This window comes from Prauserella cavernicola (assembly GCF_016595675.1).
Lineage (GTDB): Bacteria > Actinomycetota > Actinomycetes > Mycobacteriales > Pseudonocardiaceae > Prauserella_A > Prauserella_A cavernicola.
On sequence record NZ_JAENJH010000002.1, the window covers coordinates 864,216 to 876,337 of the forward strand.

Annotated in this window: 11 protein-coding genes; 8 read left to right on the top strand and 3 right to left on the bottom strand. The window is 70.4% G+C overall.

Features of this window, described 5'->3' with window-relative positions; genetic code table 11:
* Positions 1-18 precede the first annotated feature (18 nt).
* The 5 genes from purF to JHE00_RS10855 are packed head-to-tail and all read left to right on the top strand — an operon-like array spanning position 19 to position 6,052.
* A complete protein-coding gene (gene purF / locus JHE00_RS10835; RefSeq protein WP_200317500.1) occupies positions 19-1,566 on the top strand; it encodes an amidophosphoribosyltransferase in 1,548 nt (515 codons plus the stop codon).
* A gap of 48 nt (positions 1,567-1,614) precedes the next feature.
* A complete protein-coding gene (gene purM, locus JHE00_RS10840; protein WP_200317502.1) occupies positions 1,615-2,685 on the top strand; it encodes a phosphoribosylformylglycinamidine cyclo-ligase in 1,071 nt (356 codons plus the stop codon).
* On the top strand, positions 2,666-3,103 hold the full coding sequence (gene arfB / locus JHE00_RS10845; RefSeq protein WP_200317504.1) for an alternative ribosome rescue aminoacyl-tRNA hydrolase ArfB: 438 nt from the start codon (positions 2,666-2,668) through the stop codon (positions 3,101-3,103). The genes purM and arfB overlap by 20 nt, the downstream gene beginning before the upstream one ends.
* Before the next feature lie 9 nt (positions 3,104-3,112).
* Positions 3,113-4,456: a M20 family metallopeptidase gene (locus tag JHE00_RS10850; RefSeq protein WP_200317506.1), complete on the top strand. Its 1,344-nt coding sequence runs from the start codon at positions 3,113-3,115 to the stop codon at positions 4,454-4,456.
* Positions 4,457-4,492: 36 nt separating this feature from the next.
* A complete protein-coding gene (locus tag JHE00_RS10855; RefSeq protein WP_200317508.1) occupies positions 4,493-6,052 on the top strand; it encodes an AbgT family transporter in 1,560 nt (519 codons plus the stop codon).
* On the opposite strand, the gene JHE00_RS10860 is transcribed toward JHE00_RS10855, so the two are convergent.
* The 3 genes from JHE00_RS10860 to JHE00_RS10870 all read right to left on the bottom strand — a co-directional run bounded on the left by JHE00_RS10860 (position 5,982) and on the right by JHE00_RS10870 (position 8,941).
* Positions 5,982-6,566, bottom strand: a complete 585-nt coding sequence (locus JHE00_RS10860; RefSeq protein WP_200317510.1) for a VanZ family protein — start codon at positions 6,564-6,566, stop codon at positions 5,982-5,984. The genes JHE00_RS10855 and JHE00_RS10860 overlap by 71 nt on opposite strands.
* 102 nt (positions 6,567-6,668) lie before the next feature.
* On the bottom strand, positions 6,669-7,352 hold the full coding sequence (locus JHE00_RS10865; RefSeq protein ID WP_200317512.1) for a response regulator: 684 nt from the start codon (positions 7,350-7,352) through the stop codon (positions 6,669-6,671).
* Positions 7,349-8,941: a sensor histidine kinase gene (locus JHE00_RS10870; RefSeq protein WP_200317514.1), complete on the bottom strand. Its 1,593-nt coding sequence runs from the start codon at positions 8,939-8,941 to the stop codon at positions 7,349-7,351. Before JHE00_RS10870 ends, JHE00_RS10865 begins: the two co-directional genes overlap by 4 nt.
* Positions 8,942-9,068: 127 nt before the next feature.
* On the opposite strand from JHE00_RS10870, the gene JHE00_RS10875 reads away from it, so the two are divergent.
* The 3 genes from JHE00_RS10875 to JHE00_RS10885 are packed head-to-tail and all read left to right on the top strand — an operon-like array spanning position 9,069 to position 12,121.
* Positions 9,069-10,055: a Bug family tripartite tricarboxylate transporter substrate binding protein gene (locus JHE00_RS10875; RefSeq protein ID WP_200317516.1), complete on the top strand. Its 987-nt coding sequence runs from the start codon at positions 9,069-9,071 to the stop codon at positions 10,053-10,055.
* Positions 10,052-10,600 (top strand): tripartite tricarboxylate transporter TctB family protein, encoded by a 549-nt coding sequence (locus tag JHE00_RS10880; protein ID WP_200317518.1) that lies wholly within the window; start codon positions 10,052-10,054, stop codon positions 10,598-10,600. Before JHE00_RS10875 ends, JHE00_RS10880 begins: the two co-directional genes overlap by 4 nt.
* A 3-nt stretch (positions 10,601-10,603) precedes the next feature.
* The gene (locus tag JHE00_RS10885; protein WP_200317520.1) at positions 10,604-12,121 is read left to right on the top strand and encodes a tripartite tricarboxylate transporter permease; all 1,518 of its coding nucleotides are present in this window, start codon (positions 10,604-10,606) and stop codon (positions 12,119-12,121) included.
* Position 12,122 lies beyond the last annotated feature (1 nt).

Consider the following 12,122-nt stretch of genomic DNA (forward strand, 5'->3'; position numbering starts at 1 on the left):
ATTCAGGGGAGCCTTTCGGTGCACACCGACCAGTCGTCCACTGGGGAAGCCGCCGGCGATCAGCTCGAAACCGAACCACGCGAGGAATGTGGCGTGTTCGGCGTCTGGGCGCCCGGTGAAGATGTCGCGAAACTGACCTACTACGGCCTGTACGCGTTGCAGCATCGCGGGCAGGAAGCCGCGGGTATCTCCGTCTCGGACGGCAACCAGATCGTCGTCTTCAAGGACCTCGGACTGGTGAGCCAGGTCTTCAACGAACAGATCCTCTCGTCGCTGCAGGGACACATCGCCGTGGGGCACTGCCGCTACTCCACCACCGGTGGCAGCAGCTGGGAGAACGCTCAGCCCACGTTCCGGACCACGCCGACGGGCTCGGGGCTCGCGCTCGGCCACAACGGCAACCTCGTGAACACCCACGAGCTGCACGAGCGCGCGCGGGAACTCGGCGTCGTCGGCAAGAACGGCGCGACCACCGACTCCGACCTGGTCAGTGGCCTGCTCGCGGCGGCGGCAGCCGACAAGGGCATCGAGGCGGCGGCGATGGAGCTCCTGCCCACGCTGCGCGGAGCCTTCTGCCTCACGTTCTCCGACGAGAGCACTCTCTACGCGGCGCGCGACCCACACGGCGTCCGCCCGCTGGTGCTCGGCAGGCTCGAGCGCGGCTGGGTCGTCGCGAGCGAGACCGCGGCGCTCGACATCACCGGCGCCTCGTTCGTGCGCGAGGTCGAGCCGGGCGAGCTCATCGCGATCGACGCGGGCGGTCTGCGGTCGTCGCGCTTCGCCAACCCGGAGCCAAAGGGCTGCATCTTCGAGTACGTCTACTTGGCCAGGCCCGACACCACGATCGCAGGTCGCAGCGTGCACTCCACGCGCGTGGAGATCGGCAGGCGGCTGGCCGACGAGCACCCCGCCGACGCCGACCTGGTGATCCCGGTGCCGGAGTCCGGCACGCCCGCGGCCATCGGCTACGCGCAGGCCTCGGGCATCCCGTACGGCTCGGGCCTGGTGAAGAACGGCTACGTCGGCCGCACGTTCATCCAGCCCTCGCAGACCATCCGCCAGCTCGGCATCCGCCTCAAGCTCAACCCGCTGCGCGAGGTGATCAGGGGCAAGCGGCTCGTGGTGGTCGACGATTCCATCGTGCGTGGCAACACCCAGCGCGCGCTGGTCAGGATGCTGCGCGAGGCCGGAGCGCTCGAGGTGCACGTGCGCATCGCGTCGCCGCCGGTGCGCTGGCCGTGCTTCTACGGCATCGACTTCGCCTCGCGTGCCGAGCTCGTCGCCAACGGCGCCGACCTCGACGGCATCCGGCGCTCGATCGGCGCCGACTCGCTCGGCTACGTCTCGCTCGACGGTCTCGTGGCCGCCTCCGAGCAGCCCCGCACGCGGTTGTGCGCGGCGTGCTTCGACGGCGAGTACCCCATCGACCTGCCCGATGACGCGCTCATCGGCAAGCATTTGCTCGAAGGGCTGTCCGGAGGTGCGGCGGGAGTAGGAACGGCCGCGACCTCCATCGCCGTCAGTCCGGCGGGGTACGGTGCCGAGGATGCCGTCAGGCGTCCCTAGGGCACGGGGCCCTAGTCGTTTCGAGCTTCCAGGATGGAGTCCGCTTCCGTGAGCGAGTCCACGAGCGCTACGTACGCCGCTGCCGGGGTCGACATCGACGCCGGTGACCACGCCGTCGAGCTGCTCAAGCCCCATGCCGCCCGCGCCAGCAGGCCGGAGGTGGTTGGCGGAGTCGGCGGGTTCGCCGGCCTCTTCTCGCTGAAGCCGGGGCGCTGGAAGGAACCGCTGATCGCGTCGTCGACCGATGGCGTCGGCACCAAGATCGCGGTCGCGAGGGCTCTGGACAAGCACGACACGGTGGGCATCGACCTGGTCGCGATGGTGGTCGACGACCTGGTCGTGACCGGTGCCGAGCCGCTCTTCCTGCAGGACTACATCGCCATCGGCAAGGTCGTGCCCGAGAAGGTCGCCGCGATCGTCGAGGGCATCGCGGAGGGCTGCGTGCAGGCGGGCTGCGCGCTGCTGGGCGGCGAGACCGCCGAGCACCCCGGGCTGATGGGCGAGAACGACTACGACATCTCGGCCACCGGAATCGGTGTCGTCGAGGCCGCCGACGTGCTGGGCCCCGACCTGGTCCGGCCGGGCGACGTCGTGATCGGCATGGGCTCCACCGGTCTGCACTCCAACGGCTACTCGCTGGCCAGGCACGTGCTGCTGGACATCGCGCGGATGCCGCTCGACGGGCACGTGGAGGAGTTCGGCCGCACCCTCGGCGAGGAGCTGCTCGAGCCCACCCGGATCTACGCGAAGGACTGCCTCGCGCTGGCCGCCGAGGCCGACGTGCGGACGTTCTCGCACGTCACCGGCGGTGGCCTCGCGGCGAACCTTGAGCGCGTCATGCCGCGCGGGCTCACCGCGGAGCTCGACCGGGGTACCTGGACGCCCGCACCCGTGTTCGCGCTGATCGGACAGCGGGGCCGCATCGAGCGCTCCGAGCTGGAGCGCACCTTCAACATGGGCGTCGGCATGGTCGCGATCGTGTCGCCGGAGGACGTCGACCGGGCGCTGGCCGTGCTCACCGCGCGGCACGTGCCCGCGTGGGTGCTCGGCGACGTGCGGCCCTCCGAGGACGCCGACGGGCCTCGCGCCACGCTGACCGGTGACCACCCCCGGTTCTGACCTGCGCGTCACCGCGCGGTTGGTGATCCCGGACGCCGAGCTGGGCGAACGGTTCTCGCGCGCGTCGGGTCCCGGCGGGCAGGGCGTCAACACCACGTCGTCGCGGGTGGAGCTGTCCTTCGACGTCGGCCGCTCGCCGTCCGTGCCCGACGACCTGCGGTCGCGGATGCTCGCGCGGCTCGGGCAGCGATTGAACGACGGCGTGTTGACGATCGTGGCCAGTGAGCATCGCGAGCAGCGGCGCAACCGTGAGGCGGCGAGGGTGCGGCTCGTGGCGTCGTTGCGCGAGGCCGCGGCCGCGCCGCCGCGCAAGCGCCGCCCCACCAGGCCGACGCGTGGTTCGCAGGAGCGCCGGATCGCCGCGAAGAAACGTCGTGGTGACGTCAAGCGCGGCCGGGGCGGTCGGTTCGACGAGTAGGGTGCGCGCGTGACCGAACCCCGCCAGCCCGACGACAGTTACCTGCGTGTACTCACCGAGGCGACGGCCGAGGCCGTGCGCCGCGCCGAACCGCTAACCTCCGACCACGACGGCGCACCCGCGAGCGCGCGCGACGCGGTGACCGCGGCCGTCTCCGCGTACGGCGAGCGGCTGGTCGCGCTGAGCCGCGACCTGCACGCCAATCCCGAGACCGCGTTCACCGAGCACCGCTCGGCCCGTGCCGTCGCGGACCTGTTGGAGGAGCACGGCCACTCGGTGCGGGTCGGGGTCGGCGGGCTCGACACCGCGCTGCTCGCCACCACCGGAGAGTCGGGGCCGCACGTCGCGGTGCTCGCCGAGTACGACGCGCTGCCCGGCATCGGCCACGCGTGCGGGCACAACGTCATCTGCGCGACCGGGGTCGGCGGGTACCTCGGCGTCGCCGCCGCACTCGGCGAGACGGGCGGCCGGGTCTCGCTCGTCGGCACGCCTGCCGAGGAGGGCGGCGGTGGCAAGGAGACGCTGGCCAGGGCCGGTGTCTTCGACGACGTCGATGCCGTGGTGATGCTGCACCCGTTCAGTCACGACGTCGCGATGCACCCGTTCCTCGGTCGCCGTCAGCTGGAGATGGTCTTCCACGGCGTGAGCGCGCACGCGGCCGCGCAGCCGTTCATGGGCCGCAACGCACTCGACGCGGCGGTCGGCGCCTACCAGGGCGTCGCCGCGCTGCGTCAGCACCTGCCGCCGGGCGACCGCGTGCACGGGGTGTTCACCGACGGCGGCAACCGGCCCAACGTCGTTCCCGACCGGGCCGCGCTGTTGTTCTACTTCCGGTCGATGCGCCCGGAGACGCTGCGCGACCTGGCCGACCGGCTCGCCGCGATCGCGCGCGGCGCTGCCGAGCTGACCGGGTGCGGCGTCGAGCTGCGCTGGGACCCGCAGCCCGCCTATCTGCCGATCCGGTTCAACCACACCCTGTCGGCCCGCTGGGCGGTGAACCAGGAGCTCAGCGGTCGCACCCCGCTGCCGCCCGGCGTGGTGCCCGACTTCCTCACCGGCTCTACCGACCTGGGCAACCTGTCGTACCGGATGCCCGCGATCCACCCGATGATCGCCATCTCCGAGCCCACAGCCGCGCTGCACACCGTGGAGTTCGCCGAGGCCGCGGGCTCTGCCGCGGGTGAGCGCGCGGTGGCCGACGGTGCGCTCGGGCTCGCGCTCACCGCGGTGGACTACCTGGCAGACGGGCGCCTGCGTGCCGCCGTGCACGAGGAGTTCGAGGCGGCGGGCGGCGCGCTCGATGTTCCGTCCTACTTCTCGGGAAGTCATTCGGGAGAAACACTGATCAACTAGCCTGCCTCCACTGTCCGCGGCGACGGAAGGTGGGCGATGTCGGACACCGGCGCTCTCCCGAAGCAGACCCGGCTCGACCGGCTACTGAACTGGATCGAGCGGGTCGGCAACCGCCTGCCGGAGCCGTTCATCCTGTTCGTGCTGCTGACCCTGCTCGTCGGCGTGGTCTCCACGATCATGGCCGCGGCCGGGGTCGAGGTGCTCGTCCCCGGCGAGGACGAGGCGACGCCCATCCAGGGCGCGTTCACCGGCGCGGGCCTGCAGTTCCTGTTCACCGGCATGGCGACGAACTTCATCGAGTTCCCGCCGCTGCAGACGGTGGTCACGATCATGCTCGGCGTCGGGCTCGCCGAGCGGACCGGGCTGCTGTCGGCATTGATCCGGCTCGCGTTCCGGGGCGCGCCCCGCTGGCTGTTGCCCTACGCCCTCGGCTTCGTCGGTGTCTCGGGCAGCATCATGTCCGACTCGGCGTTCATCATCATCCCGCCGCTGGCGGCGATGGTGTTCAAGGCGGCGGGCAGGCACCCGGTCGCGGGGCTGCTCGGCGGGTTCGCCGCGACCGGCGCCGGCTACTCGACGTCGATGTTCGTGACCAGCCTCGACGCGCTGTTCGCCGGCATCAGCAACTCCGTGGCCTCGACGCTGCCCGACCCGGGCACCACGGTCACCCCGATCTCGAACTACTACTTCAACGTCGTGGCCTCGATCGCGCTGAGCCTGCTCGCCGGACTGATCATCGCCAAGATCGTGGAGCCGTCCCTCGAACGCAGTCGCTTCCCGCGCGAGGAGGTGGAACCCGCCACCGACACCACGCTGACGGCCGAGCTTGAACCGCGCGAGCGCAGGGCACTCGTGCGGGCGGGAATCGCACTGCTCGTCACCACCGCGGCGGTGCTGGTGCTGGTGCTGCTGCCCGGATCACCACTGCGCAACGAGAACGGCGGGTTCCTTCCCGAGTCGCCGCTGCTCGACTCGGTGACCACGCTCGTGTTCGTCGCGTTCTTCGTGCCCGGTCTCGCCTACGGCATCTCGGTGGGAGCCATCCGCCGCTCCGCCGACGTGCCGCTGCTGATGGGCAAGGCGCTCAAGGACCTGTCCGGGTTCATCGTGCTCGCGTTCGTGCTCGGCCAGTTCATCGCGCTGTTCGCGTGGACCAACATCGGCGCGTGGCTGGCGGTGAGCGGTGCGAACTTCCTGCAGAGCATCGGGCTCACCGGCTACGCGGCGTTCCTCGGCTTCATGGTGCTGGCCTCGGTGCTGAACCTGTTCATCATCTCCGGTTCCAGTTTGTGGACCCTGATGGCGGCGGTCTTCGTGCCGATGTTTCTGTTGCTGGGCTTCGAACCCGGCTTCAGCCAGGCCGCGTTCCGGGTGGGCGACTCGGCGACCCAGGTGATCACGCCGTTGAACCCGTACATGATCGTGCTGTTGACGTTCGTCCGTCGCTATGACCCGAGCGCCGGTCTCGGCACCGTGATCGCGAAGATGCTGCCGTTCGTCATTCCATTCTGGACGGCGTGGGCGCTCATCCTGTCGGTGTTCTACTTCGCTGACCTACCGCTGGGGCCGGGGATGGGTATCCACGTAGAGCGATGAAGACGGGCTCCGGCGAGCGCCGGACCAGTGACGCTCCCAGCGCGGCGCCGACGGTGTTGAGCAGTACGTCGTCGGTGGAGGTGAACCGGCCCGCGTCGATGAAGTACTGCATGGCCTCGATGCCGATCGAGGCCATGAGCGCGGCCAGCGCCACCCGGCGCACGCCCTGCCAGAACCGCCAGCGCAGCGGCAGCAGGATCCCGAGTGGCAACAACATCACGACGTTGGCGGCGACCTGCCAGAACGACGCGTTGTCGGTCAGCGCGTCGCCGAGGTCCTCGCCGGGCACGAGGCTGACGCCGCCCGGCCCCGGAAACGGCATGGTGACCAGCGCGAGCACGAGCGCGGCGACGAGCACGATCGCCACGTCGAGCCCCGCCGTGACGAGCGCCTGGCGCGCGGGTCGTCTTCGGGCGCGCCACACGGTCAGCAATCGCCAGGCGAGCAGTGCGAACGGCAGTGTCAGCACCGCGATGGGGACCAATATTCCGAAACTGCGCAGCAAAATTTCCACGCGATCTGCCTCCCCCGACTTATCGCGACTCCCAAGATCACCTTTACATCACGGGAGCGCAATTGCACGGGAAATCAGCCGCCCAAGTTGGGGATTGCCTGTTCAACTACGCCAGTGGTACTGGCGTTCCGGCCGCCCTGTTCCGCCGTAGCGGAGCCGCACCTCCGCGCGGCCTTTCTCCACGAAATGCTCCAGATAACGGCGTGCGCTCGGCCTCGACAGTTCCGTCGCGGCAGCACATTCGCTCGCCGAAAGACCATCCGGATGGTCGACAAGCGCCTGCCGCACCAGCTCGGCCGTCTGTGTGGTGAGCCCTTTCGGCAGTGCACTCGTGTTGCGCGTGCGCGTGCCGAAGACGTCGTCCACGTCCTGCTGTCCGGCGGTCGAGTGTGCCGAGAGCCGCGCGAGCTTGGCGTGCAGCGAGCCCACGTGCTCGAGCTGGTCGCGCAGCGCTGCGTAGGAGAACGGCTTGATCAGGTAGTGCAGCGCTCCGCCGCGCATCGCGCCCCTGATGGTGTCCACGTCGCGGGCCGCGGTGATCACCACCACGTCGGTGTCCACAGTGGATGGATCGGCGCGGAGCTCGCGCAGCACGGCCAGGCCGTCGAGGTCGGGCAGGTAGATGTCGAGCAGCACCAGGTCCGGCCTGAGGTCGCGAACGGCCCGCAGCGCGTCGGTTCCCGTGTGGGCGGCGCCCACCACCGTGAAGCCGGGCGTGCGCTGAACGTAGCCACTGTGGACCTTCGCGACCATGAAGTCGTCGTCGACCACGAGCACTCGGATCATCGCGACACCTTCGCGCGAGTGCTCTCGAAGGGCAAGACCGCGGTGAACACCGCGCCGCCCGCGTTGTGCACCTCGACGGATCCGCCCCTGCGCCTGCAGGTCTGACGCGTGAGCGCGAGGCCGAGCCCGCGCGTGCCGCCGTGCTCGGCGGCCTTGGTGGTGAACCCGTGGGCGAACACCTCGGTGACGAGCTCTGGAGCCACGCCCGGCCCGGAGTCGCGCACCACCACCGACACCGCCTCGCCGTCGGCCCTGATGCCCACCTCGATCCAGTTCTCGCCAGCCCCGTCGACGCCGCGCAGCGCGTCCAGCGCGTTGTCGACCAGGTTGCCGACCACCGTCACGAGGTCGGCCGAAAGCTGCTCGTCAACCTCGCCGAGCGAGCTGTCGCCGGTGAGCCGCATTCCCACGTCCTGCTCGGCGGCCAGGCTCGCCTTGGCGACCAGCAGTGCGGCCACCGCGGCGTCACCGAGGTGGGCGCTGACCTGCTCGTGCCACTCGTCGTGGGCGCGGCTGACCAGGTTCACGTAGTTGCGGGCCTCGTCGTACTCGCCCAGCTCGATCAGCCCGGCGATCGTGTGCAGCCGGTTGGTGAACTCGTGCGCCTGCGCCCGCAGGGTGTCGGTGGTGCGCGAGGTGGCGGCGAGCTCCTCCCGCAGCGCGATCAGCTCCGTGCGGTCGCGCAGCGTCGCCACCGAGCCGAGCTCACGGCCGTCGCGCGAGACCGGCATCCGGTTCATCACCAGTGCCCTGCCCGCGCGCAGCACGATCGCCTCGGCGCCGCTTGCCCTGCCGGTGAGCACGTCGCGCAGCCGATCGCCGGCGTCGAGGTCGTCGATGCGCTTGCCGACGCAGTCCTCCGGCAGCGCCAGCAGCTCGCGCGCGTGGTCGTTGACCAGGGTGATCCGGTGCTGCAGGTCGAGCCCGATCACGCCCTCCTTGATGCCGTGCAGCAGGGCCTCGCGGTGCTCGACGAGCCCGGTGATCTCGCGCGGCTCCAGTCCCAGCGTCTGGCGCTTGACCCGCCAGGCGAGGAACAACGAGCCCGCGATGCCGAGCACGGTCGCGATGCCGATCAGCACGAAGGCGTCGCTCGGCCGGTTGGCGATGCCCTCGAAGAACCCCGGCGTCGCCTTGCCCGCGGCGACCACCCCGACGGTGCTCCCGTCGTCGCCGATCACCGGCACGTGCGCCACGAGGGAGTCGTCGACCACGCCGACCCACGCGCGGCCGTCGGCCACGGTGCTCTCGCCGATCGGCAGCGTCGTGCGCAGCTGGTCGGGATCCTGCGAGGTGAGCACGCGCAGGTCCGGGTCGGTGATGCTCACGAAGTCGGCCCCGGAGAGGCTGCGCGCGCTCTCGGCGAAGATCGGCAGCGGGTCACGGTTCACGGGATCGGCGAGGCTCACCCGCACGCCCGGAGTGGCGGCCACGTTCTCGGCGGCGGAAAGTAGCTTGCGGCCCTCGCTGTCGGCGAAGCTCTTGTTCGACTGCATCACCGAAACCACGACCACGCAGCCGAGCAGGGCGAACACGATGGCGAGCAGCCAGCCCAGCAGCTGCCTTGCCAGCGATCCCTTCGCACCCATCGGTTCACTATGGCACCTCGGCAGCCGACCGTTCGGTGAGCAGAACGACCACAAGTACCGATAAGCGCGCAACCGAGACTTCACCCCGCCGCCGGTGCACGATGTTGCCGATCACAGTGAGGTGGCAATGAGGAAACCGAAGACATGGCTGGCGGTGCTCGGCGCGGCATTGCTGGTGTTGCTCGTACCGCCGCTCGTGAGCTCCGGCGGTGACGAGTCGGGCTCGCAGATCCGCGGCCTGCGCGTCATGGTCCCGAACACGCCGGGTGGCGGCTACGACATCACCGCGCGTACCGCGGTGAAGGCGATCGAGGACAACGGGCTCAACGGCACGACCGAGGTGTTCAACCTGCCCGGTGCCGGTGGAACGGTCGGGCTCGGCAGGCTCGTCGGCGAACGAGGCAACGGCAAGCTCGCGATGTCGATGGGGCTCGGCGTGGTCGGTTCGGTGTACACGAACTCGTCGCCGTCGTCGCTCGCCGACACGACGCCGATCGCCAAGCTCACCGAGGAAGCCGACATCATCGTGGTCGGCAAGGACTCGCCGTACCGCGACATCGGCCAGCTGCTCGACGCGTGGAAAGCCGACCCCGCGGCACTGCCCGTCGGCGGCGGCTCGTCGCCGGGCGGGCCCGACCACCTGGCGCCGATGCTCACGGCGAAGGCCATCGGGCTCGCGCCGAAGGACGTCCGCTACGTGTCGTTCGACGGCGGTGGCGAGCTGATGGCCTCGGTGCTCGGCGGCAAGGTCGGTTTCGGCGTCACCGGCATCGGCGAGGCGCGGGACCAGATCGAGGCGGGCGAGCTGCGCGCACTGGCGGTCACCGGGTCCGAGCGGGTCGACGGCATCGACGCGCCGACGCTCATCGAGTCCGGTGTGGACGTGAACTTCACCAACTGGCGCGGCATCGTCGCGCCGCCCGGCCTGTCCGAAGCCGATCGCGACAAGCTGATCGAGATGTTCTCCCGGCTGCACGGCACCGGACAGTGGAAGCAGGCGCTGAAGCTCAACGCCTGGGACGACGCGTTCCAGACGGGCGACGAGTTCGGCGCCTTCCTCGACTCGGAGTCGCAGCGGGTGGAGTCGGTGCTGAAGGAGCTGGGGCTGGCATGAGCACGGACACCACGAGCACGGCTCCCAAGACCCGGGAGCCGGAGACCGATCGCAAGACCTGGTGGCGGGAGCATTCCGAGCTCGGGATGAGCGCGTTCCTGCTGCTGCTCGGCGTGCTGGTACTCACCGACGGGCTGAGCCTGCCCACCGACTTCACCACGCGTGGCCCGCTGGGGCCGCAGGCGGTGCCGGTGGCGGTCGGGTCGCTGCTGGTGCTGATCGCGCTGCTGCTGGCGCGCGACGTGCTGCGCGGCGGCAAGGGCGAGGCCGAGGGCGGCGAGGACATCGACCTGACGTCGACGGCCGACTGGCGCACGGTGCTGCTGCTCTCGGGCGCGTTCCTCGCCAACGCGGCGCTGATCGACGTCGCCGGGTTCCCGGTGTCGTCGGCGGTGATGTTCTGGGCCGCGGCGTTCGCGCTCGGCAGCCGCAACTACGTCCGCGACCCGCTCATCGCCGCCGTGCTGTCGGTGGTCACGTGGGTCGCCTTCAACGAGCTGCTCGGAGTCCCGCTTCCCGGCGGCCCGCTGATGGGGGTGTTCTAAGCCATGGACATCGGGACCTCGCTCTCGAACCTGTTCGACGGATTCGGCACCGCGCTGACCCCCTCGAACCTGCTGGTCGCCGTGATCGGCGTGCTGCTCGGCACCGCGATCGGCGTGCTGCCGGGCATCGGCCCGGCCATGGCGGTGGCACTGCTGCTGCCGGTCACCTACGGGCTCGACCCGACGGCGGCGTTGATCATGTTCGCCGGCATCTACTACGGCGGAATGTTCGGCGGCTCGACCACGTCGATCCTGCTGAACACGCCCGGCGAGACCGCGGCCGTGGTCACCGCGATGGAAGGCCATCCGATGGCCAAACGCGGCCGGGGCCCGCAGGCGCTGGCCTCCGCCGCCATCGGGCACTTCCTCGGCGGTGTCATCGGCACGACCCTGCTGGTGCTGCTGGCGCCGCTGGTCGCCTCGCTCGCCGTGGACATCGGAGCGCCGGACTACTTCGCGATCATGGTGCTCGCGTTCGTCGCGGTGACGTCGGTGCTCGGAAGTTCGCGGCTGCGCGGGTTCGCGTCGCTGCTCGTCGGTCTCACGATCGGGCTCGTCGGGCTCGACCAGCTGACCGGCCAGGCGCGGCTGACGTTCGGCTCGCTGCACCTCGCCGACGGCGTCGACGTGGTGATCGTGGCGGTCGGCCTGTTCGCCGTGGGCGAGTCGCTGTGGGTCGCCGCGCACCTGCGGAACAAGCTGGAGAAGCCCATCCCGGTCGGCAGGCCGTGGCTGGGCAAGGACGACCTCCGGCGCACGTGGAAGCCGTGGCTGCGCGGACCGTTCATCGGCTTCCCCTTCGGCGCGATCCCCGCCGGTGGCGCGGAGATCCCGACCTTCCTGTCTTACGTGACGGAGAAGCGGTTCTCCCGGCACAAGGACGAGTGGGGCAAGGGCGCCATCGAGGGCGTCGCCGGTCCGGAGTCGACCGCGAGCGCGTCGGCGGCCGGCACGCTGGTGACGATGCTGACGCTGGGCCTGCCCACCACGGCCGTGGCCGCGGTGATGCTGGCGGCCTTCCAGCAGTACGGCATCCAGCCGGGCCCGCTGCTCTTCGAGCGGGAGTCGGCGCTGGTGTGGGGTCTCATCGCGAGCCTGTTCGTCGGCCTGGTGCTGCTGCTGGTGATCAACCTGCCGATGGCGCCGGTGTGGGCGAAGCTGCTGCGCATCCCGAGGCCGTACCTGTACGCGGGCATCCTGTTCTTCGCCAGCGTCGGCGCCTACGCCGTCGGCGGTGAGGTGCTGGACCTGCTGCTGCTGTTCGCGATCGGTGTGCTGGGCTTCGCGATGCGCCGCTTCGGGCTGCCGGTGCTGCCCGCGATCATCGGCGTGATCCTCGGCCCGGCCGCCGAGCTGCAGATGCGGCGGGCGTTGCAGATCAGCGACGGCAACCTGAGCGGACTGGTCAACTCGCCGATGGCGGTGACGGTCTACGTGGTGATCGCGCTGATCCTGGCGTGGCCCCTGCTCCGCAAACTGATCACCCCGAAAACCCAGGAGCGGGAAAAGCAGGACGCGTAAC